This window comes from Parvibaculum sp., from assembly GCF_049651025.1.
Taxonomy (GTDB): Bacteria; Pseudomonadota; Alphaproteobacteria; order Parvibaculales; family Parvibaculaceae; genus Parvibaculum.
The window spans coordinates 31124-56679 of record NZ_JBASBH010000058.1 but is presented as its reverse complement, the minus strand read 5'-3'; the positions used below and the strand labels follow the sequence as shown (position 1 = coordinate 56679).

Annotated in this window: 24 protein-coding genes; 10 read left to right on the top strand and 14 right to left on the bottom strand. The window is 60.9% G+C overall.

Translation table 11 applies throughout. The annotated features are described in order from the left end of the window. The coding region (locus tag WA943_RS07515; protein ID WP_424469244.1) for a phosphatase PAP2 family protein at positions 1-561 on the bottom strand (561 nt) is incomplete at its 3' end. Positions 562-874: 313 nt separating this feature from the next. Between WA943_RS07515 and WA943_RS07510 the strand changes: the two genes are divergently transcribed. Together WA943_RS07510 and WA943_RS07505 are read left to right on the top strand one after the other, a co-directional pair. After that, positions 875-1963: an efflux RND transporter periplasmic adaptor subunit gene (locus WA943_RS07510; RefSeq protein WP_424469243.1), complete on the top strand. Its 1089-nt coding sequence runs from the start codon at positions 875-877 to the stop codon at positions 1961-1963. A gap of 10 nt (positions 1964-1973) precedes the next feature. Beyond that, the gene (locus tag WA943_RS07505) at positions 1974-5036 is read left to right on the top strand and encodes an efflux RND transporter permease subunit (protein WP_424469242.1); all 3063 of its coding nucleotides are present in this window, start codon (positions 1974-1976) and stop codon (positions 5034-5036) included. 3 nt (positions 5037-5039) lie between these two features. Here the strand turns inward: WA943_RS07505 and WA943_RS07500 are convergent, their stop codons facing one another. The 5 genes from WA943_RS07500 to WA943_RS07480 all read right to left on the bottom strand — a co-directional run bounded on the left by WA943_RS07500 (position 5040) and on the right by WA943_RS07480 (position 11143). Continuing rightward, a complete protein-coding gene (locus WA943_RS07500; RefSeq protein WP_424469241.1) occupies positions 5040-6215 on the bottom strand; it encodes a hypothetical protein in 1176 nt (391 codons plus the stop codon). Positions 6216-6310: 95 nt separating this feature from the next. Next, entirely contained in the window at positions 6311-7159 is an 849-nt protein-coding gene (locus tag WA943_RS07495; RefSeq protein WP_424469240.1) for an outer membrane lipoprotein-sorting protein, read from the bottom strand. A gap of 114 nt (positions 7160-7273) precedes the next feature. Continuing rightward, a complete protein-coding gene (locus WA943_RS07490; RefSeq protein ID WP_424469239.1) occupies positions 7274-8113 on the bottom strand; it encodes a TauD/TfdA dioxygenase family protein in 840 nt (279 codons plus the stop codon). A 17-nt stretch (positions 8114-8130) separates the two neighbouring features. Continuing rightward, on the bottom strand, positions 8131-8742 hold the full coding sequence (locus tag WA943_RS07485; protein WP_424469238.1) for a glutathione S-transferase family protein: 612 nt from the start codon (positions 8740-8742) through the stop codon (positions 8131-8133). 58 nt (positions 8743-8800) lie between these two features. Beyond that, positions 8801-11143 carry an efflux RND transporter permease subunit gene (locus WA943_RS07480; protein ID WP_424469237.1) on the bottom strand — a complete coding sequence of 781 codons (2343 nt, stop codon included), beginning with the start codon at positions 11141-11143 and terminating at the stop codon, positions 8801-8803. Positions 11144-11314: 171 nt separating this feature from the next. Between WA943_RS07480 and WA943_RS07475 the strand changes: the two genes are divergently transcribed. After that, entirely contained in the window at positions 11315-12712 is a 1398-nt protein-coding gene (locus WA943_RS07475; protein ID WP_424469236.1) for a DUF1329 domain-containing protein, read from the top strand. Between the two features lie 5 nt (positions 12713-12717). On the opposite strand, the gene WA943_RS07470 is transcribed toward WA943_RS07475, so the two are convergent. The 3 genes from WA943_RS07470 to WA943_RS07460 form a co-directional block, all read right to left on the bottom strand. After that, entirely contained in the window at positions 12718-13404 is a 687-nt protein-coding gene (locus WA943_RS07470) for a VOC family protein (protein WP_424469235.1), read from the bottom strand. 123 nt (positions 13405-13527) lie between these two features. After that, positions 13528-14670: a thiolase C-terminal domain-containing protein gene (locus WA943_RS07465; protein ID WP_424469234.1), complete on the bottom strand. Its 1143-nt coding sequence runs from the start codon at positions 14668-14670 to the stop codon at positions 13528-13530. 3 nt (positions 14671-14673) lie between these two features. Then, positions 14674-15087 (bottom strand): Zn-ribbon domain-containing OB-fold protein, encoded by a 414-nt coding sequence (locus WA943_RS07460; RefSeq protein ID WP_424469233.1) that lies wholly within the window; start codon positions 15085-15087, stop codon positions 14674-14676. Positions 15088-15201: 114 nt separating this feature from the next. Between WA943_RS07460 and WA943_RS07455 the strand changes: the two genes are divergently transcribed. Next, the gene (locus WA943_RS07455; protein WP_424469232.1) at positions 15202-15528 is read left to right on the top strand and encodes a hypothetical protein; all 327 of its coding nucleotides are present in this window, start codon (positions 15202-15204) and stop codon (positions 15526-15528) included. Here the strand turns inward: WA943_RS07455 and WA943_RS07450 are convergent, their stop codons facing one another. Then, complete coding sequence (locus tag WA943_RS07450; protein WP_424469231.1) at positions 15529-16200, bottom strand: nitroreductase; 672 nt, start codon at positions 16198-16200, stop codon at positions 15529-15531. Positions 16201-16271: 71 nt separating this feature from the next. Further along, positions 16272-17507, bottom strand: a complete 1236-nt coding sequence (locus tag WA943_RS07445; RefSeq protein ID WP_424469230.1) for an acyl-CoA dehydrogenase family protein — start codon at positions 17505-17507, stop codon at positions 16272-16274. Positions 17508-17671: 164 nt separating this feature from the next. On the opposite strand from WA943_RS07445, the gene WA943_RS07440 reads away from it, so the two are divergent. Next, positions 17672-19009 carry an MFS transporter gene (locus tag WA943_RS07440; RefSeq protein ID WP_424469229.1) on the top strand — a complete coding sequence of 446 codons (1338 nt, stop codon included), beginning with the start codon at positions 17672-17674 and terminating at the stop codon, positions 19007-19009. Here the strand turns inward: WA943_RS07440 and WA943_RS07435 are convergent. After that, positions 19003-19218: a hypothetical protein gene (locus WA943_RS07435; protein WP_424469228.1), complete on the bottom strand. Its 216-nt coding sequence runs from the start codon at positions 19216-19218 to the stop codon at positions 19003-19005. The genes WA943_RS07440 and WA943_RS07435 overlap by 7 nt on opposite strands. Continuing rightward, positions 19211-20218, bottom strand: a complete 1008-nt coding sequence (locus WA943_RS07430) for an alpha/beta fold hydrolase (RefSeq protein WP_424469227.1) — start codon at positions 20216-20218, stop codon at positions 19211-19213. The genes WA943_RS07435 and WA943_RS07430 overlap by 8 nt, the downstream gene beginning before the upstream one ends. Before the next feature lie 266 nt (positions 20219-20484). Here WA943_RS07430 and ykgO point away from each other — a divergent pair, with 266 nt between their 5' ends. The 5 genes from ykgO to WA943_RS07405 all read left to right on the top strand — a co-directional run bounded on the left by ykgO (position 20485) and on the right by WA943_RS07405 (position 24106). Then, on the top strand, positions 20485-20610 hold the full coding sequence (ykgO, locus tag WA943_RS07425) for a type B 50S ribosomal protein L36 (RefSeq protein WP_424469226.1): 126 nt from the start codon (positions 20485-20487) through the stop codon (positions 20608-20610). Positions 20611-20705: 95 nt separating this feature from the next. Beyond that, positions 20706-21320, top strand: a complete 615-nt coding sequence (locus tag WA943_RS07420) for an HAD family hydrolase (RefSeq protein WP_424469225.1) — start codon at positions 20706-20708, stop codon at positions 21318-21320. 54 nt (positions 21321-21374) lie between these two features. After that, entirely contained in the window at positions 21375-22430 is a 1056-nt protein-coding gene (locus tag WA943_RS07415; protein ID WP_424469224.1) for a saccharopine dehydrogenase family protein, read from the top strand. Positions 22431-22565: 135 nt separating this feature from the next. Then, positions 22566-23093: a tetratricopeptide repeat protein gene (locus tag WA943_RS07410; protein WP_424469223.1), complete on the top strand. Its 528-nt coding sequence runs from the start codon at positions 22566-22568 to the stop codon at positions 23091-23093. Positions 23094-23098: 5 nt separating this feature from the next. Then, positions 23099-24106, top strand: coding sequence for an alpha/beta fold hydrolase (locus WA943_RS07405; RefSeq protein ID WP_424469222.1), 1008 nt, complete (start codon positions 23099-23101; stop codon positions 24104-24106). On the opposite strand, the gene pyk is transcribed toward WA943_RS07405, so the two are convergent. Continuing rightward, a complete protein-coding gene (gene pyk, locus WA943_RS07400) occupies positions 24107-25546 on the bottom strand; it encodes a pyruvate kinase (protein ID WP_424469221.1) in 1440 nt (479 codons plus the stop codon). Between the last annotated feature and the right edge of the window lie 10 nt (positions 25547-25556).

Below are 25556 nucleotides of genomic sequence, written 5' to 3'. Positions count from 1 at the left end.
GATCCTCTGTTCAATGGGCAGCGATGTGCCGTGAAGCAGCGCGACGAGCACGGGCGGCACCAGCAGCAAAAGTAGCGATGGTTTGGGCGTGGCCACCGTCTCGCGGCGTTCGAGCAGGGACAGGATGCCCGGCGCGATCGAACCAATGAAGCAGCCGAACACGACCTCCGGCACCGTATGGACGCCGATCAGGACGCGCGACATTGCGATGCCGAGGCCGCCAAGTATCGCGGCCGAGACAAGGACGAGGCGCAGGCGGCCTGTTGCGAGTTTCGCCCATAGCACGGCAAAGCCGCCATATGCGGCGATGGCGGCTGCCGCATGTCCGCTCGGGCTGCGCAGTTCCAGTTGCGGAAACAGGTGGCCGCAGGGAAGGAAGATCAGCTTTGCCGCAAGCGTCGTCGACAGGGCGGCAAAGATCGCGATGCACCAATAGAGCGCCTCGCGTCGCGCGCCAGCCGCTGCGAGCGTGACGGCGACGATCAGCACGAAGGGCAGCACGACCGCCTGATCTCCGAGCCCGGTGATGAAATGAAGGACCTCGGAGCCGTAGCGGTGCATGTATCTCGCCTTGTTGGATTTGCCGGGAGCTTAGGCGTCAATTGGCATTTGCACCATAAGGTGCAAGGCTGCGCCGGTTCGGTGCCTGAAATCTGTCGGCCCGGATAAGATTTTATCGGCGGCAAATGCTGGCAATTTGCCATTTTCCTGCCGAATGAAATGACTTATGTGAAGATATAAAGGTTCAACTGCGACGTGCACGGTTTCAATCGGGTGGGATGCCATGCTCTGGTATTCCGTGTGCTGGCAATTGCAGGCTTGTTTAGTGGCGTTTTAGGGGTTGGCGCGGCGAGAGCCGTTTCATCAGGTTTACATGCTGAATATGAAAAAAACCCGCATCGCTGCAGGGCTTGCCGTTGGTGTTGTGCTGGTCGCACTTGTCCTTTGGCGCCAGACGGGCGGCCATCACCAGGACGGGCCGCCGCCATCCACCGTCGAGACGGTTGCGGCGAGCGCGCGCGATGTGCAGGTGAAGCTCACGGCGCTGGGTTCGCTCGATGCGGATCAGTCCATCGTCGTCAGCCCCGAGATCGATGGCGTCGTCACCAGCATCGACTTCACGGATGGGCAACGCCTCAACAAGGGCGACACCATCATCTCGCTCGATTCCGGATCGCTGAAGGCGCGGCTCATGCAGACGCAGGCGCGGCTGACATTGACGCGCGCGAATTTCGATCGTGCCGAGCGGTTGCGCAAGCAAGGCTCGGGCACCGAGCGCGCGCTTGATGAGGCTCTGAACGACAGGCGTTCGGCCGAGGCCGATCTCGCGGCAGCGCAGGCCGATCTCGACAAGGCGAATATCAAGGCGCCCTTCACGGGGATCATCGGCTTGAGGCAGGTCAGCCTCGGTCAATATCTGAAGGCGGGTTCGCCGATTGCGACGCTTGCCGATGTCGACAATCTGCGCATCGATTTCCGCGTTTCTGAAGTCTTCCTCACGCAGATCCGCAAGGATCAGGAAGTGAGCGTCACGGTCGATGCCTTGCCGGGCGAGAGCTTCAAGGGCGTCATCGCCGCCATCGACCCTGTTGTCGATGTGGCGGGCCGCGCCATCAGCGTTCGCGCCGTGCTGCCCAATGAGCAGGGCAAGCTCCGGCCGGGTCTTTTCGGCCGCGTCAGTATCGTCACCCTGGTGCGCAACTCTATCGTGCTGCCCGAAAGCGCGATCGTTCCGCAGAAGACCGGCGGCAAGGCCGTCTTCGTTGTGATTAATGGCGGCGAGAAGGGGCCTCACGCCGAGCTGCGCCCGGTGGAGATCGGCGAGAGATTGTCAGGCGAGGTTGAAATTCTCTCGGGCATTGCGGCGGGAGACATCGTGGTGACTGCGGGGCAGATCAAGGTGCGCGACGGCGAGCCCGTTGTTCCGATTGCCGAAGCCGCGTCCCCAGCTCCGAAAAGCTGAGGCAGGCATCATGCATCTTTCAGAACTCTTCATTCGCCGCCCGGTTTTTGCGACCGTCGTTGCGCTTATCCTCATGCTGATCGGCATCGTCTCCTACGAGCGCCTTGCGATACGCGAATATCCAGCCATTGACGAACCGGTCGTCACGATCACGACGACCTATCGGGGCGCCAGCGCGTCGGTCATCGAACGCGAGGTGACGCAGCCGCTTGAAGAGTCGATTGCAGGCATCGAAGGCATCGAAATTCTTTCGTCCGCCAGCCGCCCCGAGCAGAGCCAGGTGACGGCGCGCTTCACACTCGAGACCGATCCTAACGTCGCCGCGAGCGATGTGCGCGACCGCGTGGGCCGCGTGCGCGGCATGTTGCCTGATGAAATCGACGAGCCGATCATTGCCAAGGTTGAGGCCGATGCGCAGCCGATCATGTTCGTCGCCTTTTTGAGCGACCGCATGTCGGAACTCGACATGACGGATTATCTCGACCGCGTCGTGAAGAACCAGCTTCAGAACCAGCCGGGCGTCGCGCAGGTGGTGATTTTCGGTGAGCGTCTTTATTCGATGCGCATCTGGGTCGATCGTGCGCGTCTCGCCGCCTACAATCTGACGGCGCAGGACGTCGAGACCGCGATCCGCCAGCAGAATGCGGAAATTCCCTCCGGTCGTATCGAAAGCCATGATCGCGAATTCACCGTTCTGGCAAAGACCGCGCTGAAGACGCCGGAAGAGTTCGGCAAAATCGTCGTGAAGCAGGCGGGCGGTTTTCAGGTGCGCCTCAGCGACGTGGCCAAGGTGGAAATCGACGCTGCCGAGAAACGCCGCGCGGCCACTTATAACGGCACGCCGTCGATCTCCATCGGCATCATCAAGCAGGCGACAGCCAATCCGCTCGAGGTGTCGAAAGGCGTTCGTGCGGAGCTGGAACGGCTTGCGCCGACCTTGCCTGCGGGCATGACGGCCAATGTCGGTTACGACACGTCGATCTTCATCGATGAATCCATCAAGTCGGTTTACGAGACAATCGGCGAGGCCATCGTGCTCGTCGTGCTCGTCATCTTCTTCTTCCTGCGCACGGTGCGGGCGTCGTTCATTCCCGTCGTCACCATTCCGATTTCGCTGATCGGCACTTTCGGCGTCATGTTTGCGCTGGGCTTCAGCATCAATACGCTGACGCTTCTGTCGATGGTGCTGGCGATCGGTCTTGTGGTCGACGACGCCATCGTCGTGCTCGAAAACATCTTCCGCCATATCGAAGAGGGCATGGAGCCGATTGCGGCCGCCATCAAGGGGTCACGCGAAATCACATTCGCCGTCATTTCGATGACGCTGACGCTTGCCGCCGTCTATACGCCGATTGCATTCGCGACAGGCCGCACCGGCAAGCTGTTTCTCGAATTCGCATTGACGCTTGCCGCCGCCGTTGTCGTCTCGGGCATCATGGCGCTGACATTGACGCCGATGCTTTGCTCGCGACTGCTGCGGCACAATCCGTCTGCCGGGCGGGTTGACAAGTTTCTCGGCGACAAGCTCGACTGGCTGGATGCGGCTTACAAGCGGACGCTTGAAACCGTCCTGTCGCGCCGTCGCCTCGTCGTTTTGGTCGCGGTCGGCGTCGCCATCTCCTGCGTCGGGCTTTACAAGATGCTCAATCAGGAACTCGCACCGATTGAAGATCGCGGCATGCTGCTCGTCGCGGGCCGTGCGCCCGAAGGCGCGACGATCGACTACACGTTGCGCTACACACGCGAGATCGAAAAGATCATTGCGCAGGTGCCCGAAGTGACGGGCTATCTCGTGGTCGCCGGTTTCCCGCAGATCACCAATCTCATCTCCTTCTCGCGTCTGGAGCCCTGGAGCGAGCGCAAGCGCAGCCAGAAGGAAATCATTCAGTCGATCAGCGACAAGCTGTGGAATATTCCGGGCATCATGGCTGTCGGCATCAATCCGCCGTCGCTTGGCCAGAGTTCGAGATCGCAGCCGGTTCAGTTCGTCATCCAGACATCGGGCACTTACGACGAGCTGGAAGAATATGTCAGCGCCTTCATGCACAAGATGAGGGAAAATCAGAACTTCATTTTCCCCGACACGGATCTTCATCTCGACAAGCCGCAGATCGACATTCAGGTCAATCGCGACAAGGTGATCGATGCGGGCATCGACATTTCGACTGTTGGCCGCACGCTCGAAACCTTTCTTGGCGGGCGCAAGGTCACGCGCTTTGAACAGAACGGCAAGCAATATGACGTCATCGTGCAGGTCGGCGATGAAGACCGCCGCTCGCCGAGCGACATTTCCGGCATTTACGTGCGCGCGGGCGATGGCCGGATGGTGCAGCTTTCAAACCTTGTGGAGGTGAAGGAAACCGTCGCGCCGGATTCGCTCAATCACTTCAACCAGTTTCGTTCGGCGACCATCACGGCAAACCTCGCGCCCGGCTATTCGATTGGCGAGGCGCTGATATTCATGCAGAAGGTCAGCGCGGAAGTTCTGCCGAGCACCGTGAAGACAGACGTCGATGGCGAGATGCGCGAATTCATCAAGTCGTCGGGAACGCTTGCGGCAACCTTCATGCTCGCGATCCTTTTCATCTATCTCGTTCTCGCCGCGCAGTTTGAAAGCTTTCTCGATCCGCTCATCATCATGATCAGCGTCCCGCTTTCGATTGCAGGCGCGCTGGCCATGCTGCTGATCACCGGCACGACGCTCAATATTTACAGTCAGGTCGGTCTCATCACACTTGTCGGCCTCATCACCAAGCACGGCATTCTGATCGTCGAGTTCTCAAACCAGCTTCGTGCTCAGGGCAGGAGCATCATGGAAGCGGTTGTCGAGGCGGCAGGGCTCCGGCTGCGGCCCATCCTGATGACGACGGGCGCGATGGTGCTCGGCGCCATGCCGCTTGCGCTAAGCTCCGGCGCGGGTGCCGAGAGCCGCAAGGCGATCGGCTGGGTGATTGTCGGCGGCATGAGCTTTGGCACATTGCTGACGCTCTTCGTCGTGCCGACGGTCTATCTCATGGTCAAGACGTGGCAGGCGAGCCGGGCGGCGCAGGCGCAGGTTGCGCCTGCCGAATAGCGTTCAGAAGAAACGCGCGATGCGGAGCTGCAGGTAATTGTCGTCTGCAATATTGTAGACGGGGTCCTGACGCGGAACATTGCCGAAGAAATAGGCTTCCGCCGAAACACGATAATCGCTGCCGAGGCGGCGCTCGCCCTTGAAGCGGAAGCCGAGCGCGCCCGTCTCCGCGTCGATCACCGCGCCGCCGAGCAGGCTGGTCGAGGCTTCGTCATTGGCCGTCCAGCGCAAAGCGAGGAAGCCGTCATTCTCATATGGCGCCCGCGCGACGAGGCCGCGGCTGTCCAGCGCATATTCCGCGACGACGCCAAGATCGCCCTGCGTACCGGCGATGCCATAAAATGTGTATTCGATGCCGCCCGTCGCCGCGCCATATTCGCGGCCGAGTTCGCGCCGCCAATAGCCTTCGAATTTGTAGAGCCACGCGCCCTTCGTCGCCTGCACGTCGATCGAGCCTTGCTTGATCTGTGCGTAGAAGGGCGAGAGTACGAGGTCGCCGTCCTTGCTCAGCGCCGGTTGCAGGATCGGATCGCGCCCCGTGCCCTGGAAATAGGAAAGGCCGAGGTCGATATCGCCGAAATTATTCGAATAACGGAAGGCGCCGTCTATATGGCGCTGCTTGCGCGAGCTTTCGTAACGCGCGAGATCCGTGTCGACCGGGATATCGGTTGCCGGGCGGCCGTCCGCGCCGGGGAAGTTACGCTCGCGGAAATAGGGCAGCAGGAACGCGTCGAAGGTGCCGAAGCTTTGCGTCGTCCGGATGCGCAGCATGGGCTGGCCGAGGCGGGTTTCCTGTTTCACCGGGTCTTCGATGATATCGACTTGATTGACGATATCGATGAGATGCACCGCTTCCGTCACGCCCCAGAACACCTTGTCGATACCGGCGCGGATTTCCCAATTGCCGGTTGCATAGGCATAGCGCGCTTCGCGCAAGTCCCAGTGGGTGCGACGATGGTCGCGCTGGTCGAGGCGCGCGAAAGGCGTTGCGACGAGAGACTGACCGTCGCCCCATATATATTTTGCGGTGAGTTCGCCCGCGATGGAGAGATCGCTGTTGGTCTGGCGCTGGTTGCTCGGCGATTGCGTAAAAACGCGGAACTCAGGTTCTATCGAACCGCGCAGGCCCAGATCCGAAGCGCTCGCCACGCCCGGCGCAACAAGCGCCGTGGCAGCCATCAGCGCGGCCATCTGCCCGATCGAAAAACTCCTGCGCCCCAATTCCCCAGCCCTATGATGCGGCAAAAATAATTAGACCCTTACTCGATCCCGCTCTAGCGCGCCCGCTCCAGACTTGCCGTCGTGAAGTCATCCTTGGTCAGGCCGGTGCGGAACTTGTAGCCCTCCCAGATGAGCTTCGTCGTCTTGCCGCTTTCGTGGTTGACCATGTCGAGTTCGCCCGGCCGCCAGAACTTGTTCTCGTAAAGCGCATAGTTCTGATAGGTCAGCGTCTTCAGGAGCGTGTCTTTGCGGTCGTAATAGTCGATCTTGCGGAACTGATAATCGGTCGTGTCGACCCAGACGGTTTCGCGGGTATAGCCGGAATCTTCATAGAGCGGCTTGCGCTCGATGACATGGCAGGTGCGGTCGCCGCAGGCTTCGTCCTTCAGCCATTTATAGGCGAACTTGCCGACTTGCTGCGTCGAGAAGTCCTCGAATGCGAATTCGCTGCCGACAAATGGGCCGGATTTGTTGGTCGATGAAATACGCTTCACGCGCTTGACGGTCGGCAGATAAAGCCACTGGTCGTCCGCGTCCTTGATGTGCGAATAGGTGAGAAGCGCCGTGCCTTCAATGTCGCGCGGACGCTCGAAGGTCATCAGGCTCCAGTCGCCATCGCTGCGATCGGTGTTTTCCAGCATCATGAAACGCAGCGCCCGCTCGCTCGTTTCACCCGAGGCGTTTGTCAGCACCATTTTCATGTCGGCGCGGGCATCGCCCCAGCCTCTGTCGCGCGCGTCGTTTTCGGCGGCGATTGCGGCGCCGCGCGCTTCCGGGTCGCTGACAGGCGGCAGGCCGGGCGCTTCGGCATGGGCGAGATGCGGCGCGAGCAGCGCCGTCAGCGCGAATGCAAATGTGGCGAGCGCGTTTTTCCGCGCGCGTGCGAATGTAGTTCCACCCATATCCACTTTCCCCCGCAACGACGCAGCTCTCTGCCTCGAAGCAGGAGCGACTTTGCGCCGATGATGCATGGCGCTATCGGCGTTTCAAAGGGGAAAATGCGGCGCGTGGTTGTTTCAGAAGGGCTTGTCGCCGTTCACGGTCACACGTTCCATATGGCGGCGGTGGCCATGATAGTCGTTCAGCGCAAAATGCTGCGTGCAACGATTGTCCCAGAAGGCGAGCGTGTCGTTCGTCCAGCGGAAGCGGCAGGTGAAGCCTTCCTGCGTGCAATGCTCGAAGAGGAATTTGAGCAGCGGCAGGCTTTCGCGGCGCGTCATCCCTGAGAACTTCTCGGTGAAAGCCATGTTGACGTAAAGCGCCTTGCGGCCGGTTTCGGGATGCGTCCGCACGACGGGGTGCTCGTAGGAGGGCACATCGTCGCCCGCGAGTTTGACTTCCATCGAGGAGCGCTTCTGCGCCGAGTGACCGCGCTCGCTATATTCGCCCTTGGCGGTGTGGATCGCCGTCAGCCCGCCCAGCATCTTCTTCATGCCGTCGGACAGGGTTTCATAGGCCAGATACTGGTTTGCCCAAAGCGTATCGCCGCCATAGGGCGGCACTTCCTTGGCGTAGAGGAGCGAGCCCAGTGCAGGATGCTCGAGGAACGACATGTCCGAATGCCAGCCGCCGCCGAAATTCACCTTGTCGTCACGCTCCTTGACGATCTTCATGATCTCGGGATGTCCGTCCATGCCCTTGACGTAAGGGTGGATATTCAATGTCCCGAAGCGGCGGGCGAAATTCTTGTGCTGCTCATGCGTCAGCGTCTGGTTGCGGAAGAAGATCACCTGATTGTCGAGAAACGCCTGATGGATGCTGGTGAAGGCCTCATTGCTAAGGTCTTGCGAGAGATCGACGCCCTCGATTTCTGCGCCAAGCGCGCCGGCGATGCGGTTTATCCTGATGCCACTCATGAGCGTCTCTCCGAAATCTATTTGCCGCTGGCTTTCTGAAAGCCGGGCCGCGACGACAGCCTGTCGAAATAGGCAGAAATATTTGCGTATTCGGCGAGAGGAACGCGGATCAGATTGCAGAGGAAGAGGTCATAGCCAAGCATGATATCGGCCGCCGTGAACTCATTGCCGCAGATGAAGGGCTTCGTCGCCAATTCCTTATCTAGCAGCGTCAGCACCTTTTTCAATGCGGCTTGTGCATCGGTCACGACGCTTGCGACGCGCTCTTCGGGTGGCTTGCGAAACGTATGCTGGATGATGAGGCTGACCGGCGGCATGAAGGTCGCTTCGGCGAAATGCAGCCATTGCAGATATTTGCCGTAGACCGGCGTGCCCAGCTTCGGCTCAAGGTGGCTGCCTGCATGTTTTGCGAGAATATATTGCACGATTGCGCCCGATTCATTGAGCATCAGGCCGTTGTCGTTGATGGCAGGCAGTTTCCCGAGTGGGTTGATGGCGAGATAGGCGTCGGATTGCAGATATTTCGGATCGAACTCGACCGTCTCTTTTTCATAAGGCGTGCCGAGTTCCTCCAGCAGCCAGAGGACGCGGATCGAGCGCGTATTGGGCGCGTGATAGACTTTGAGCAAGGCGGCCTCCCGGCGTTTTCGAATGTCGCGTTTCTTGCAGTTTAACCGATTGTCGGCCTCAGTCGAGTTTGCGCCGCTTTTTCGGAAAGTATCGGTCCAGCGTCACGGCGAAGGCAGGCAGGAAGAAAATCGCCGCGATCATGTTGATGAGGAACATGAAGGAGAGAAGCAGGCCCATGTCGGCTTGCAGCTTCAGCCCCGAAAAAGCCCATGTCGAGACGCCGACGGAGAGGGTCAGGCCGGTGAAGACGACAGCGACGCCGATCTGTTGAAGGGCGAGCGAATAGGCATCGCTCATGCCCATGCCCTCATCGAGAAATATCTGCAACCGGCTGTAGATATAGAAGGAGTAGTCGACGCCGATGCCGGTTGCGAGCACTAGGACGGGCAGCGTCGAGACCTTCAGGCCGATATCCAGCGCGGTCATGAACCAGTAGCCGAGGAAGGTTGCGAGCAGCAGCGGCATGCAGCAACAGACGATGGCGCGCCAGTCGCGATAGGCGAGCCAGACAAGGATGATGATTGCGGCATAGACCCAGAAGAGCATCGGAAATTCGTTCTCGGCGATGACGTCATTCGTTGCCGCCATGATGCCGATGCCGCCCATGGCGAGGCGGAAGTTCACGTCCTTGCGCGATAGGGCTTCAGGGTCGGTGGCCTGAAAGTGCTTTACCGCCGCGATCACGCCGTCGATGGACGCCGCCTTATGGTCGTTCATGTAGACGACGACAGGCAGCACGGTGCAGGCCTCGTTGAGAAGGCCGGTGCTTGGGTCGTAAGGCGCGGTCATCTGGATGAGTTCTTGTTGCGAACGCGGCAGGCCCACCCATTTCAGATTGCCCTCGCGCCAGATCGCCACCGTATCGCGCACCGATGTCGGCAGGGAGCGGACCGAATTCACGCCGTCCACATTGCGCATATACCAGGAGAAGCGATCGACGAGATGCATTGTCTTGTAGTCGATGCAGCCATCGGCGGGGGTCTCGACGACCACGATGAGCGCGTCGGCGGAAATGGAGAAGCGCTCGACAATGTCTGCGATGTCGCGGTTGTACCGCGCATCGGGCCATAGCTCGGAAAAGCCGGGCGTCAGGTCGCCGATGTGGCGTTGTCTCGTTTCATGCGCGGCGAGGCCGAGCAGGCCGACAAACACCACGAGCATGACCATGGAATTACGCGGCCGGGCGATGCGCGCAATGAAGCGCATGATCCGCTCCGGCGTTCGCTTCAGCCGTATGTATTTCTCCGCATATTCCGGATCATGCGGCAGGTAGGAGGCGAGCAGCGGCAGCATGATGAGGTTGGTGACGATTTTCAGCGCCACGCCGAGCGAGGCCATGACGGCCAGATCCTGAATGACCTCGATGGGGATCAGGTAGAGCGTCGCAAAGCCGACGAGATCGGTCAGCAGCGCAAGCGAGCCGGGAACGAGGAGGCCGCGGAAAGTCGCCCGCGCCGCCTCGTTCGACGATTGGCCTGTGCTGATCTGCGCGGCGATCATGTTGATCTGTTGCACGCCGTGGCTGACGCCGATCGCATAGACGAGAAAGGGCACAAGCACTGCAAGCGGATCAAGGCCGCGATCGAGAAGATGCAGAAGGCCGAACTGCCAGACGACCGAAACGAGCGAGCAGAAGACGGCAAGGAAGGTGAGCTGCACCGAACGAATGTAATAATAGACGGCGAGCGCCGTCAGCACGAAGGCAAGTCCGAAGAAGACCACCACCATGCTGGCGCCGTCGGCTATGTCGCCGATGAATTTCGCAAAGCCGACGATTTCGATTTCGGTCTTGTCGTCCTCGAATTTTTCGCGGACCTGCTTTTCGAGGCGACTCGACAGGTCGAGATAGTCGAGCTTTCCCTTGGTGACAGGGTCGATCTCCTGCAGCTCGGCAATGATGAGGGCGGCCTTCTGGTCGTTCGAAATCAGAAAGCCCTGATGACCGCCATTGAGCGCCCGGTCGCGGATGAGCAGCGCATCCGCATTGGTGAGTGTGTTGGCAGTCACGTTGCCGGGGATGACCGGATAGGAGTTGATGCCTTCCTCGGTGTTCTCCGTGACGCGCGTCGTCGGCGACCAGAGCGAGAGCACGGTCGTGCGCCGCACGCCGGGCAGGAAGGTGACTTCCTCGGTCACTTCATAGAGGCGTTTCAGGAATGCGGCATTCCAGATGGTGCCTTCGCGCGCGGTGACGGCGACGAGAACCAGATTCGCGCCGGGCACCTCATCCTGATATTTCAGGAAGGTCTGCACATATTCGTGCCGCGTCGGCACCTGTTTCAGAAAGCCGGCATCCATCTTCAGTTGCAGGGCGTAGTAGCCCATGACAACGGTGAACGCCGCCAGCAGGGCAAGGATCAGGATCCGGCCCTTGAAGACGATCAACTCGACTAACCGCACGAAAATTCCCCCCGGTGTCCACGGACCTTCTTCATTCGTGGACGATCTTGTTTATTCCCCCGTCGGACCGCTTCGTCTGTTTTGCAATTGCGAAGGCTCGAAGCGGCTATCCCTTTTATTGAGTATGGGCCAGACTTAGTAAAACTACTTAATCAATTTGGGGGGAGTCCAGTGAGCGTATCGAAGTGGGTTGCCGTTGTTACGGCGGGAGGGATGCTGGCGTCGGTCGCGGGCATAGCGGCGGTTCAGGCCGGAGTGCCGGAGGCGGCAGCCGCGCGGCTCGGGCAGGACCTGACGCCCGTTGGCGCGGAAAAGGCCGGGAACGCGGATGGGTCGATACCGGCCTGGACGGGCGGCCTCGACAAGGCGCCGGACGGCATCGGCTTCAAGGGCGACGGCCGTTATCCCGATCCCTTCGCGTCAGACCCGGTTCTCTTCACGATCGACAAGTCCAGCGCCGATAAATATGCGGACATGCTGACACCCGGCCAGAAGGCCATGCTCGCGACCTATCCCGATTACAAGCTCAACGTTTACCAGTCGCGCCGGACCTGCGCATTGCCGCAATCCGTCTACGATGCAACGCGCAAGAATGCGACGACGGCAAGCCTTGGCGGCGGCGGGGACAGTCTTTCCGGCGTGCTGATGGGCATGCCTTATCCGCTTCCTTTCGACGCCTATGAAATCGTCTGGAACCATAATCTGCGCTATCGCGGCTACAAGCTCGCCCGCACATTCGCGTCGGCGGCGCCGACAAGGACGGGGTCTTTCACACCCATCATCGTGAAGGACGAAGCGCTTTTCGATTATGCATCGCCAACGAACAAATCTTTCGAGCAGCTTGGCAACGTTTCCGTTCGTTATATTCAGGAGACGCTCGCACCGGCGCGGCGCGCGGGCCAGTTGCTTCTTGTGCATGAGACTGTCGATCCCAAGAAGGGCGAGCGGCGCTCATGGCAATATACGACAGGCAATACCAACTCCGCGCCGCGCGTGCAGCGCACCAGCGCGGTTGCCTATGACAATCCGCAAATCTATTCGGACGCCATGTCGACGGCCGACAGTTTCGACGTCTTTAGCGGCCCGCTCGATCACTACAACTGGACCGTGCTCGGCAAGGAAGAGCGCTATGTCGCTTACAATTCCTACAAGCTCAGCGCGCCGAATCTGAAATATGCCGACATCATCAAGGCCGGGCATATCAATCAGGATTATGTCCGCTATGAAAAGCATCGCGTCTGGGCGGTCGAGGCAAATCTGAAGCCGACGGAACGGCATGTCTATCATCGCCGCGTCGCCTATTTCGATGAGGATGGCGGCAATATGGTCGGCGGCGAGCTTTACGATGCGCGTGGCGGATTGTGGCGCGTACAGGAGGCGCACATCATTCAGTATTACGATGTGCCGACCTGCTTCAACGCGTCGGATGCCGTCTACGATCTCGTGGAAGGACGCTATGTCATTCAGAATCTGAAAAACGAGGAGAAGGGCATCGACTTTCACGCCGATAATATCAGCGACGGCATGTTCGTGCCCGACGAGCTGCGGCGCCGGATGAACAAGCGCTGAGCGGATTATTCCAGCGCGCCGACAAGCGAGGCGCGCTGGGATATCTCTATCCAGTTCCCGTCGGGGTCGCGGATGAACGAGATGCGCGCGATATCGCCCAATGTCTGCGGCGCCTGACCTTCGCGCCCGCCATGGGCGAGGATGCCCGCATGTTCCTCGTCGGTCTTGAAAACCTGAACCGTCAGATAACGAAAGCCGGTTCCCTGAATTGACGCGTCGGCGGGCGCGTCTTTCGCTTCCTCGATGAGGATCACGCTGTCGCCGCAATAAAACGATGCGCCGCCTTCTTCCGGCACGTCGGGCAAGCCCATGGCGAGAGCATAGAAGCGGCGGTGAGCGGCGATATCGCGCACGGCGAGCTTCATGCCGATGCGTGTGATGCCAAAGAGGCCCGGCGGCACCAGCGTCACAGCATTGCCGTCCGGATCGGTCAGGTGCTTTGGTCCGAGCAAGCCTTCACGCGCAATCATCAGCTCGCGATAGCCCGCAGCCGGTGTCTCGGCGACCGGCTCGCGTGATGCGTTGATTTTCAGCACTGAGCCGAGCATGTCGTGGCGATGCTGCTGGCGGCCATTGCCCAGCGGCAGCAGATGGTCGAAGGGCAGGCCGATCTCGTTCTGATAGAAGGCGAGCATCGCCTCGAGGCGGTTGGTGAAGAGGCCGACATCGAGGCGCGGTTTGGCGAGATTCATTGCCGGTTTCCTGTTCAATCAACTGCTGTCACCCCGGGCTTGTCCCGGGATCCAGAGCAACAAACTCCGAGCGAGCGGTCCTGGACCCCGGGACAAGCCCGGGGTGACAGAATAGAACCGCCCTTACGGCTTCTCGTTTGAAAATACGATGGTGCCTGACGCGGCGAACATGCCGCCGACGCCATGCGCGATCGAGATTTTTGCGCCGGGCACCTGCGCGGGCGCGATGCCGCGCATCTGCCGCACGCTTTCCTGAAGCGCATACATGCCATACATGCCTGAATGCATATAGGACAGGCCGCCGCCATTGGTGTTGAGCGGCAGCTTGCCGCCCGGCGCTGTGTTGCGATTGCGGATGAAGCTTGCCGCTTCGCCGCGTTCGCAGAAGCCGAGGTCTTCAAGGCCGAAAAGCGGCAGATGCGCGAAGGCGTCATAGATCATCAGGTGATCGACGTCGGCGTGCTTGATGCCCGCTTCGTCGAATGCCTTCTTGCCGGAAACGCGGAAGGCCTTCGATGTCGTGAAGTCTTCCATCTGGCTGACCATCGGCGTCTCGACGCTCTCGCCTGTGCCGAGGATATAGACGGGCTTTTGCGGGAAATCCTTCGCCCGTTCGGCGCTGGTCAGGATCAGCGCGCCGCCGCCGTCGGTGACGAGGCAGCACATCAGCATACGGAAGGGCCAGGCGATCATCTTCGAATTCAGGACATCGTCGACGGTGATCGGATCGCGGAAAGAGGCGCGCGGATTTTTCGCTGCCCATTCGCGCTGGATGACGGCGACCATGGCGAGGTCTTCTTCCGTCACGCCCAGTTCCTTCATGTAGCGCAGCACGGGAATGGTGAACATGGTGGGCGGGCTCGTGACGCCGTAGGGTACTTCGAACTGGCCCATCTGGCTTGCCGGATCGCGGCCGAAGTGGCGCGCGCCGATGCGCGAGCGTCCAGACTCCGCATGGGTGATGAGCACCGTGTTGCAAAGTCCTTCATTGATCGCCGCCGCCGCGTGGCGGACATGCAGCATGAAGGAGCAGCCGCCGACGCTTGTGCCATCGACCCAGGTCGGCGTGATGCCGAGATAGTGCGCGATTTCAACCGGGCTGTCGCCCGCCGTCGCCACGCCGTCGATATCCTTTGCTGTCAGCCCCGCATCCTTCAGCGCGTTGAGCGCCGCGTCGGCATGGAGCCCGAGAACGGACTGGTTGGTAATTTTTCCCATTTGCGTCGTTTCGGCTGCGCCGACGACCGCTACTGTTTTCTGTTTCATGTCTTACCCCTTTGCCGGGCGAAATTTCGGCAGGCTGATCGTCTCGCTCGCCTTTTCGAATGTGACTTCGAGCGGCATGTCGAGGATCAGCGCTTCCGGCGTCTGCGGGCAGTCGATGATGTTCGTCATCATGCGCGGACCTTCGGCGAGCGTGACGACCGCGATCGAGTGCGGCGCCTCGCCGAAGTCGGGGCGGGGGCGATGGTTGATGACGTAGCTGTAAAGGCTCGCCTTGCCGGACGCCTTGAAGGTTTCAACCTGACGCGACGAGCAGGCCGGGCAGAAGGCGCGAGGCGGGAAATATGTGTGCGTGCAATCCGTGCATCGCTGGAGGCGTAACTCCCCTGCCTGACAGCCATCCCAGAAAGACTGGGTTTCAGGCGTCGGTTTCGGGAGCGGGCGCATATATTCCGCCATGATCGGTTCCCTCTCGGTCAGTATGATGTTGATGCCAGTTCAAACGAGAGTAACGGCGCGATGCTGTTTGGCAAGGCGAAGCGGTGAACAGGTGCGCACCTGCCTTGAACGTTGATGCAGAGGGTCTATATTCGGATGATGGTTCACCTCAACCGCATCATCGGAATGTCATTGGTCGCAGCCGTCGCTTTCAGCGGTGCGGCTTATGCGGAGACGCCTGCCGCCATAGCGCCCGGCGCGACCGTGATCGACATTGCGGGCGAAGTCACGACAGCGGGTCTCAGCGGCGGCATCGCCGATTCCGTGCCGCTTTTCAGCGGCCCGTCAGGCCCCGTCGTTTTCGTGATGAGCGCGCCGGATGAGGAGCAGACCACGCTCGACAAGGCGCAGACAGCTAAGGTTCCACTCGCTCCCCGACTGTCCGCGCCCCGCGCGCGCTGATCATTCAAATCCGTGAAACGTCGCGAAGCTTTCCACGGGCTCACGCTCGGAGATGAGCGTATTGACCGGCGAGGTTTCATCTTCATAGCCGAGTGAGATGCCGCAGATGATGTATTCGTCATCCGACACGTTCAACACGCGGCGCGTCGCGGTCCAGTAGTTGTTCCAGGCGCCTTGCGCGCAAGTGTCGAGGCCGCGCACTTTCGCCGCCAGCATCAGCGACTGCATGAACATTCCGATGTCGAGAAAGCTCATCGCATCGAGATCTTTGTCGATGGTGAAAATCAGGCCGACCGGCGCATCGAAGAATTTGTAGTTGCGGCCCCATTGCGCCCAGTTCGCCGCCTGGTCGCCTTTCGGAATTCCGATCAGCGAATACATGTCCTTGCCGAGCTTGCGCATGCGCGAGGTGTAAGGCTCCTTGCGCTTCGAGGTGCGGGCGAATTCGGCTGCGGCATCTGCCGGGTTCGTTTCGCGATGGGCGAGCACTTCGGCTTCGAGCTGGCGGCGCACCTCGCCCGCGACCACATGCACTTTCCACGGCTGGATATTGGTGCCTGACGGCGAGCGGGAGGCGGCTTCGAGGATTTCTTTTACAAGGGTGAGCGGAACAGGATCGGGCTTGAACGCGCGAACGGATTTGCGCGCGCGCAAGGCTTCATCGAGATGCATGAAGGAAACTCCAACAGGAAATGACGTTGAGCGGCAGTCTAGGTGCCGCCGCTCAACGCTGCAAATGTCGCTCAGAGACCGAGGACGGCTTTCGCCATGATGTTGCGCTGAACTTCATTGGTACCCGCATAGATCGAGCCTGCGCGGTCGTTGAGATATTTCGCCATCACCGGCAGGCTGTATTTGGGGCCGATGGGCGTTTCGTTGCCCTTGGGCGCGACGAAGCCCGGCACGGGGCCGCCCGGCCGTGTCGCATGGGGCTGGTAGGGCATCGCATAGGCGGCGACCGCTTCGATTGCGAGTTCCGTCAGGCGTTGTGAAATCTCCGTGCCGCGCGTTTTCAGCAGCGAGGATTCCGCGCCCGGCGCTTCGCCATTCGACAGCGCCGACATGATGCGATGTTCGGTGAATTCAAGCGCCGAGATTTCGACATTGGCGGCTGCGATCTTCGAGGCGAAGTCCGGCTCGTCGATCAGCTTCATGCCGTCGCCTGTGCGTTCCGCCTCTGCGATGGCGCGGATGCGGTTCAGGCGCGTCGTCAGCCCCGGCGCATAGGCGTGGCCGCCGCGCTCGAACTGCATCAGATATTTCGCCACCGTCCAGCCGTCGCCGACCTTGCCCACGACATTGGCCTTGGGAACCTTCACATCGGTGAAGAAGACCTGGTTCTGGATATGCTCGCCCGACAGCATGATGAGCGGCTCGACCTTGACGCCGGGCGTATCCATGTCGATCAGCAGGAAGGTGATGCCGCGCTGGGGAATATCCTCTTTCGAGGTTCGCACCAGATTGAAAATGCGGTTGGCGTAGTTGGCATGGGTCGTCCAGATCTTCTGACCGTTGCAGAGGAAATGATCGCCCATATCGACGGCGCTCATCTGCAGGCTGGCAAGGTCGGAGCCTGAGCCGGGTTCGGAATAGCCCTGACACCAGAAATCGGACCCGTCGAGCATGCGCGGCAGGTAGAAGGCCTTTTGCTCCGGTGTGCCGTAACCGATCAGAACCGGGCCGCACATGCCAAGCCCCATCGGCGAGAGCGAGGGTGCGCCCGCCGCTGAAAGCTCGCTTGAGAAAATATAATGCTGGGCAATCGACCAGTCGCAGCCGCCATATTCGACGGGCCATGCGGGCGCGACCCAGCCCTTTTCGTAAAGCGTCTTGTGCCAGGTCATGGTCGTTTCGTAATCGGCATAGACGCTGGTCATCAGCGCTCCGGTTTCGCGCAATTCCGGCGTCAGCTTTTCGTCCAGAAAGCGGCGCACCTCATCGCGGAATGCGGTGTCTTTGGTGCTCAAGGACAGGTCCATCGATATCTCCCCCAATGTCTTTATCGCGAAAGACTATGCCCGGTGAGCCATATGTCAAAAATGCACAGTGAGGTGCCTCAAATACGTCGCGTCCCCCATTGGCGGGCATGGAAGTTTCACGTACATCTGGGCGTCGAATTTAGAAAAAGGCCGGTGCGGGCCCCATGTCGGCCAATCCAGATCAAGACTCCAACGAAGTAGCGACCATCAGCGGCACGTTGACGACGCCTGCCGAGCGGAAACGCGCCTTCCAGATTCTGTTTCTTTGCCAGCTTGCAGGCGGCATGGGACAGACCCTCGTTTACGCCGTGCTGCCGCCCATTGCGCGCCGCCTCGGCATGAGCGAGTTCGAAACGACGATGATCTATTCGCTCTCGTCGTTTCTCTGGATCATCACCAGTCCCTTCTGGGGTCGGCGCAGCGACATTGTGGGCCGCAAGCCCATCATGCTTCTCGGCCTGAGCGCCTTTGCCGTCTCAACGACGATCTTCGCCTTTCTGGTGCTTGTCGGCTTGTGGGGCTGGTTGTCGCTCACCATCGTTTTCCCATTGCTCATGCTGTCGCGCGCCATCTTTGGCGGCTTCGGCTCGGGCAATGGTTCGGCGGCTCAGGCCTATGTCGCCGACCGCACGACGCGGGGCGAGCGCGCCGCCGGTGTCGCTTCGCTAGGCGCGGCCTTCGGCATCGGCACGGCCATCGGGCCGGGCGTTGCGGCTGCCTTTGCAGAAATTCACCTTGTCGCGCCCTTCTTTGCCGTGGCGGCGCTTGCCTATGTCAGCGTCGGGCTGATCTGGTTTTATCTGCCCGAGCGCACGCGGCCCTCGCATCGGGTTTCCGCGAAGCAGCAGGCCAAGCGCGCGACGCTGAAATGGTACGACAAGCGCGCGCTGCCCTGGGTTATCGCCAGCGTCATCATCAGTTTCGCGCAGACGATCATCATGCAGCTCTGTGCCTTCTACTTCATCGACATTCTGAAGCTTGAACTCGACGATGCGACGCAGATGGTCAGCGTCGGGCTCATGGCCATGGCGATTTCGGCGCTCTTTGCCCAGATCGGGCTCATTCAGCGCTTCAATCTCTCGGTGCAGTTCCTGCTGCGCTGGGGCTCTGTCGTCATGATCTTTTCCTATGCCGGCCTCATCATCGGCAGCTCATATGGCGTGCTGGTCACGGCATTGACGCTGGCCGGCTTCGGCTTTGGCATGTTGCGCCCCGGCTTGCAGGCAGGCGCCTCGCTCTCGGTGTCGCGCCGCGATCAGGGCGCGATGGCGGGTTTCATCAGCGGCACCTCGGCGACGGGCATGATCCTGACGCCGTTCATCTTTCTCAACTCGTTCATCGGCTTCAATATCTACGACCGGATGCATCAGGCGCCGTTCATGGTCGGCGCGCTGCTGGTCATCATCATTCTCGCCTTCGCGCTCTTCCATCCGGCGATGAAAGACCTCAACCAGTCGGCGGACGATTACGAAGACGAGGAAGAGGGAATCGGGCTTCAGTAGCGGCCATGCTTGGGCGCACCTGCCAGCGTCAGCAGGTGCGCGGACATGACGATCACGATCATGATCGCCAGGAACAGGAACGGCGTGAGCGGAAAGCGCACGCGGCCAAATTCCTGAGGTCGTTTTTCCAGAAACAAAAGAAGAGCGACCGCTGCGATCGATACGGCGATGATCGCGAGAGTGGGGATGAGGGTCAGCCCCTCATCCATGCGAGATGGGGCCGAGCGCGCCGTCGGCCTCCCATTGCGCCATCAAACTGCCGACAACCGCCGCGAAAGCATGGGGCTGGTCGAGCATGATGTGGTGCTGCGCGCCCGGCACGGTGAAAACCGGCCTGTCGGGCGTGAGGCTGCGCAGAAAGTCCACCGAGGCCGGCTCGTAATCCTTGCTCTCAAGGCCGAAGACCGTCGCAGCCGGGCAGGCGAGCTTTGCATAGATATCCGCGTGATCGTTGCCCATGCGCAGTCCGTTGAAGATTTCGGCGTCGAACTTCCAGGTCCAGCCCGCCTCGTTTGAGGGACGGCGACCCGGATTGTCGCCGATCTTCACCTCGCGCAGGCTGAGCCCGCCGATATAGTCGACGATAAAGCCATTCGCGCAAGGCTGGAGAGGGGCAAGGCGAAAGCGTGCCTTTGCCGTCTCGAAGTCGGGATAGATGCGCGTCGGCCTGCGGACGGGGCCGTCGAGGAACCATTCGCGCGCGGTTTCGGGCGAGCGCACGGTGAAGTCGGCGAGAATCAGGCCGCCGAGCCGGTCGCTATAGTGGTTGCCCGCCATCAGCGTCGTGAAGCCGCCAAAGGAATGGCCGACAATGACGGGTTTGGGGCCGAGGCCCGCGTCAAAGGCGACCGCGCCGATTTCGTGAGCGAAGCTGTCGCGGGAATAATGCTCGCGCCAGTCGCTGTCGCCCATGCCTCCAAGGTCCATGGAGGCCACATTATAGCGGTGGGTCAGCAAGGGGGCGATGAAGGCGAACCAGAAGGCATGCGCGCCGTTACCGTGAACGAAAAGAATGCCCGGGCGCTTGGGATCATTATTGCCCCAGCGCAGGTAGTGGATATTTGCGCCATCGACCATCACACGGCGGCTTTCGCGGGGAGCGGCCAGCGCTTCGCGGAACCATTGCGGCTGGTGGTGCATCATGTCTTCGTCGGGAAGCGAGCGCGCGGCCGGTTCCGTCAGGTAGTTCTGGGGCTTTTCATACGCCATTTGTCACTGAATTCCGTTGGCAGGCGACGAAAATGACGCCTGCGCCAATTTTGGGTTGGTGATGGTCTAACCCGATTTCAGGCCATAGAAAAGTGCCTCCCGACTCGGGTTGACAGGGGCGGCTGCGCCCCTTAGGTTCCGCGCCAGTTCAAGGGTGTTCCGGCGAGACCGGTTGCGGGGCCTATGGCCGATCGCACACCTTTTCTTCGTCCTCTCTCCTCTCGGAGAGCAGGCCCATCGCAGATTTTGGTCCCGAAGGTTTCGCCATGAAAGTCCGTAACTCTTTGAAATCGCTCCGCCTTCGTCATCGCGACAACCGCGTTGTGCGTCGCAAGGGCCGCGTTTACATCATCAACAAGACGAACCCGCGCTTCAAGGCTCGCCAGGGCTGAAGCATGGGGATCGCTCGCGCGCCTTTCAGGTCCGCGATCATCTATCGAATTTTGGCCGCGCCTTTGGGTGCGGCCTTTTCGTTTTTGGGGGGTAAATGAGCGGCGCGCTGGATACGGTCGTCTTCGATATCGGCAATGTGCTGATCGGCTGGGACCCGCGACACCTTTACCGCAAGGTGTTCGCCAGTGAGGCTGAGGTGGAGCGATTCCTCGCCGAGGTCTGCACGCTCGACTGGCATCTCGCGCATGATTACGGCGTCTCGTTCGAGGAAAATGCGACAAAGCTGAAAGCCGTGCATCCCGATCATGCCGCGCTCATCGACATGTGGCGGGGGCGTTACGCCGAAATGATCCCGGGTCGCGTTCCCGGCACCGTCGATCTTCTCCATCGACTCGGCGACAGCGGCGTGCGACTCCACGGCCTGACCAATATGCCGAGCGACATCTTCATTTATCTTTGTGACGTCTATCCCGAATTGCAGCGGTTCGAAACGACGGTGGTTTCGGGCGATGAGGGCGTCATCAAGCCCGATCCGCGCATTTTCGAGATTCTGATCGAGCGGTCGGGGCTCATTCCTCAGCATGCGCTTTTCATTGACGACTCGCATGCCAATATCGAGGCGGCGGCGAAACTCGGCTTTGCGACTCATCATTTCAGCGACGCTGTAGCACTGGGACGCGACCTGACGAGGCTCGGCCTTATCGGCTGAACAAAAGCCGCTATAGTTGTTCGGGGCAGGAGATCGGCGACAATCGGAGGATCGATGAGCGGCAAATTCATGATCTACGGCGCGACCGGGTATACGGGCAAGCTTGTCGCCCGCACCGCCAAGGCGCTCGGCATGCAGCCCTTGCTTGCGGGCCGCAACGAGGCGCGGTTGAAATCCGTCGCCGGACAGCATGGTTTTGAGTTTCGCGCCTTCGAGCTTTCCGATACGGCCGCGCTGGTCGATGCGCTGTCCGAAGTCGATGTGGTCCTGCACACCGCCGGTCCCTTTTCAGAAACATCAAAGCCCATGCTTGATGCATGCATGCGCACCGGCACGCATTATCTCGACATTACCGGCGAGATCGATGTTTTCGAGGCATGTGCTGCGCGTGACGTCGAGGCAAAGCAGGTCGGCATCATGGTCATGCCCGGCGTCGGCTTCGACGTCGTGCCGAGCGATTGCCTTGCCGCGCACATGAAAGCGCGCATGCCCGATGCGGTTGAGTTGACGCTGGCGATTTCCGGTCTCGGGCACATGTCGCGCGGCACCGCCAAGACGGGCGTCGAGAGTGTGGGCAAGGGTACGCGCGTGCGCCGCGACGGGCGCATTGTTTCATTGAACACGCCGCCGCGCGCCGAATTCGATTTCGGTCATGGCCCACGCCATTCGATCGCGATCGGCTGGGGCGATGTCGCGACCGCGTTTCACTCGACCGGCATTCCTCACATCACGGTCTATTTCGAGGCCAGCCTTCAGCTTGAACAGATGGCGGCGCTTGGCGGCTTCAAGCGCTGGGTTGCCAGCCTCGGCTTCATGCAGCGCAAGCTCAAGGCACAGATCGATCAGCAGCCGGAAGGGCCGAGCGATGCCGAGCGGCGCGAAGGCTATGCCGTTCTTGTCGGCGAGGCGCGCAATATTGGCGGCGACAAGGTCGTGTCGCGCTTGCAGACGCCGGAAGGCTATACGCTGACCGCGATGACCAGCCTCGAAATCGTCCGCCGGGCGCTTGCGGGCGAGGTGCAACCGGGATTTCAGACGCCGTCGCTCGCTTTCGGGGCCGATTTCATCACCGAATTCGACGGCTGCACGCGCCAGGATATGAACGTCTGAGCGTCACGCCTCTTGGCCGGAATCGGGCCTGCGCCTATGCTTGTGCGTATGGCCACTCGCTTTCATAGATTTGCCGCTTCCCTTTTGTTTGCGTCGGTTATCTGCGCGACAGGGAGCGCGAGTGTTCGGGCGGAAGTGGCGCCGCCGCCGCCCACTACCAAGGAACAGGACCGGCCGCCGCGCGGCGCTGTGCTCGACGCGCTCTTTGCTGATCTCGCCAAAGCGCGCAGTGCGGAGGAAGGCAAAGCCATTGAAGCCGCCATTCAGAAGGTCTGGCTTCAGTCGGGCAGTCCCAGCATCGACATTCTCATGGGGCGTGGCCTCGAAGCCTTCGGGCAGAAGGACTATGACCGCGCGCTTTTCTATTTCAACGAGGTCGTGATGCTCGCTCCCGGCTTTGCCGAGGGCTGGAACAAGCGGGCTGCCATCTACTATCTCAAGGACGATTACTCCGCGGCGCTGAAAGATCTGGAGCATGTGCTGCGGCTGGAGCCGCGCCATTTTGCGGCCATGGGCGGGCTTGCGATCATGTTGCAGGAGCTTGGCGACAAGAAGGGCGCGCTGGAAGTTTTCCGCCGCGCGCTTGCGATCAATCCCTGGCTCGACAATGCGATGCAGGCGGAGAAAAGACTGTCCACCGATGTTGAAGGGCGGGGGATCTGACGCCCATGTGGTTTCTCGCGCTGCTCATTATTGTGCTCGCGGCTCTGCTTCTGGTCCTCGCCGTCTATTCAGCGCAATATTTTCAGCACATAGGGCGTGCCTATCCGGCGCGTGGCGGCTTTGTCGGCGCCGCGGGCGCGCGTTTGCATTATGTCGAAATGGGACCTGCCGATCCCCAGGGCGCGCCCATCGTTCTGGTGCATGGGGCCAGCGGCAATCTCGGCGACATGGTGGCGAGCATCATGCCGGCGCTTGCGAAACATCACCGCGTCATCGCCTTCGACCGGCCGGGGCATGGCTGGAGTGAGAGGCCGAAGCATTTCGATATCGCCAATCCCGCTGTGCAGGCAGAAATCCTGCACGCGGCGGTCGTCGCGCTCGGTATCGAAAAGCCTGTGCTGCTCGGGCATTCATGGGGTGGGGCGCTCGTCACCGCCTATGCGCTTGCCTTTCCCGATGAAATCGGCGGCCTCGTGGTTCTCTCCGGCGCAACGCATGTCTGGGAGGGCAAGACGGCCTGGTATCACAGGCTTGTGTCGAAGCCGGTCATCGGCTCGGTTTTTCTTCGTACGCTGATGGTTCCGGGCGGCAAGCTGCTGATGGGCGCGGGCGTTGAGGGAAATTTCGCGCCGGACAAGGCGCCAGCGGGCTATGCGGCGAGCATCGGTCTGCCGCTTCTCTTCCGCCCCGACAATTTCCGCGCGAACAGCATGGATTCATCGAGGCTGCGCGACTATCTGCTGACGCAGAGCAAGCGTTATCACGACATCAAGGTGCCGACGATCATCATCACTGGCAATCGCGACCGCACCGTCTGGGCGAAGCTGCATTCCTATGCGCTGCATGACGAGATCGCCGGTTCCGAACTTATCAAGCTCGTCGGCGTCGGCCATATGCCGCATTACGCGCGACCGGACATCGTCATAGATGCGCTCGAGCGTCTTGCAAACGGAAAGGTCCCGCGCCCGGGCACGCATGTGGTTGAGCCCGGCGCGAGCCTTATCCTGTTCTGATCAATCCGCCGAACTTCCCATGCGGCCCACAAAGGCGACACGCAGCATGTTCGTTGCGCCGGGCGTGCCAAGCGGCAGGCCAGCCGTCACGATGATGCGCTGGCCGGGCTGGGCATAGCCTTCACGGAAAGCAATGCCGCAGGCGCGTTCCGCCATGTCGTCGAGGTCTTTCGCGTCTTCGGTCAGCACGCAATGAAGGCCCCAGACCAGCGCCAGACGTCGCGCGGTCGTCGGGATCGGCGTCAGGGCGAGGATCGGGAAGAGCGGTCTTTCGCGTGCCGCGCGCAAGCCTGTCGAGCCTGAATTGGTCCAGCAGACAATGGCGGCCGCCTTCAGCGTGTCGGCAACCATATGCGCCGCCGCACTGATCGCGTCGGCGCCGGTTGCTTCCGGCTCATTGCGTTGCGCATACATGATGCCGGGATAGGTGGGGTCCGCCTCGACCTCCACGGCGACGCTGTTCATCATGCGCACCGCTTCGATCGGATATTGGCCCGCCGCCGATTCCGCCGAGAGCATGATCGCGTCTGCGCCTTCGAAAACGGCGGTGGCGACGTCGGAGACTTCGGCGCGTGTCGGCACGGGCGAAGAGATCATGCTTTCCAGCATCTGCGTTGCAATGACGACGGGCTTGCCCGCGCGCCGCGATGCGCGCGTGATGCGCTTCTGCCAGCCCGGCACCTGTTCAATCGGCAATTCGACGCCGAGGTCGCCGCGCGCCACCATCAGCGCATCGGCCATGTCGACGATCTCATCGAGATGCACAAGCGCCTGCGGTTTTTCGATCTTGGCGAGAATGGCGGCGCGTCCGCGTGCAATCTTGCGCGCCTCTGCAATGTCTTCGGGGCGCTGAATGAAGGATAGCGCCACCCAGTCGACGCCGAGTTCGAGCGCTGCTTCAAAATCGGCCCGGTCTTTCGCGGTCAGGGCGGCGACAGGCAGCACAGCTTCGGGCACGTTGACGCCCTTGCGGTTCGACAGGCGTCCGCCGACCACGACTTCCGTTTCGGCGAAGTCCTCGCCCGACTTCAGCACGCGCAGGCGGATCTTGCCGTCGTCGAGCAGCAGCGACTGGCCGTCCTTGATGGCGGCGAAAATTTCAGGATGGGGCAGCGGTGCTCGCGTGACTGTGCCGGGCGTCGTCGTGTCGAGATCGAGGCGGAAGCGCTGGCCCGCTTCGAGCAATGCCGATCCGCCTTCCATTTCGCCGACGCGCAGTTTCGGGCCTTGCAGGTCGGCGAGAATGCCGATCGGGCGATCCACATCTTTTTCGACCGCTCGGATCATTGCATGGACCCGGCGCAGGCCGTCATGATTGAGATGGCTCATGTTCAGACGAAATACGTCCGCGCCCGCGTCATAGAGCGAGCGGATCATTTCCGGCGAGCTCGATGCGGGCCCAAGCGTTGCGATGATCTTGACGTTACGGCGGCGTATCAAGGTGCTGTTC

Bases quoted from the DNA above. Each gene is read 5' to 3' on its own strand.
- WA943_RS07510 (WP_424469243.1), top strand. From the start codon at position 875: ATGCTGAATATGAAAAAAACCCGCATCGCTGCAGGGCTTGCCGTTGGT.
- WA943_RS07505 (WP_424469242.1), top strand. From the start codon at position 1,974: ATGCATCTTTCAGAACTCTTCATTCGCCGCCCGGTTTTTGCGACCGTC.
- WA943_RS07500 (WP_424469241.1), bottom strand. From the start codon at position 6,215: ATGGCTGCCACGGCGCTTGTTGCGCCGGGCGTGGCGAGCGCTTCGGAT.
- WA943_RS07495 (WP_424469240.1), bottom strand. From the start codon at position 7,159: ATGGGTGGAACTACATTCGCACGCGCGCGGAAAAACGCGCTCGCCACA.
- WA943_RS07490 (WP_424469239.1), bottom strand. From the start codon at position 8,113: ATGAGTGGCATCAGGATAAACCGCATCGCCGGCGCGCTTGGCGCAGAA.
- WA943_RS07470 (WP_424469235.1), bottom strand. From the start codon at position 13,404: ATGAATCTCGCCAAACCGCGCCTCGATGTCGGCCTCTTCACCAACCGC.
- WA943_RS07465 (WP_424469234.1), bottom strand. From the start codon at position 14,670: ATGAAACAGAAAACAGTAGCGGTCGTCGGCGCAGCCGAAACGACGCAA.
- WA943_RS07460 (WP_424469233.1), bottom strand. From the start codon at position 15,087: ATGGCGGAATATATGCGCCCGCTCCCGAAACCGACGCCTGAAACCCAG.
- WA943_RS07455 (WP_424469232.1), top strand. From the start codon at position 15,202: ATGCAGAGGGTCTATATTCGGATGATGGTTCACCTCAACCGCATCATC.
- WA943_RS07450 (WP_424469231.1), bottom strand. From the start codon at position 16,200: ATGCATCTCGATGAAGCCTTGCGCGCGCGCAAATCCGTTCGCGCGTTC.
- WA943_RS07445 (WP_424469230.1), bottom strand. From the start codon at position 17,507: ATGGACCTGTCCTTGAGCACCAAAGACACCGCATTCCGCGATGAGGTG.
- WA943_RS07440 (WP_424469229.1), top strand. From the start codon at position 17,672: ATGTCGGCCAATCCAGATCAAGACTCCAACGAAGTAGCGACCATCAGC.
- WA943_RS07435 (WP_424469228.1), bottom strand. From the start codon at position 19,218: ATGGATGAGGGGCTGACCCTCATCCCCACTCTCGCGATCATCGCCGTA.
- WA943_RS07430 (WP_424469227.1), bottom strand. From the start codon at position 20,218: ATGGCGTATGAAAAGCCCCAGAACTACCTGACGGAACCGGCCGCGCGC.
- ykgO (WP_424469226.1), top strand. From the start codon at position 20,485: ATGAAAGTCCGTAACTCTTTGAAATCGCTCCGCCTTCGTCATCGCGAC.
- WA943_RS07420 (WP_424469225.1), top strand. From the start codon at position 20,706: ATGAGCGGCGCGCTGGATACGGTCGTCTTCGATATCGGCAATGTGCTG.
- WA943_RS07415 (WP_424469224.1), top strand. From the start codon at position 21,375: ATGAGCGGCAAATTCATGATCTACGGCGCGACCGGGTATACGGGCAAG.
- WA943_RS07405 (WP_424469222.1), top strand. From the start codon at position 23,099: ATGTGGTTTCTCGCGCTGCTCATTATTGTGCTCGCGGCTCTGCTTCTG.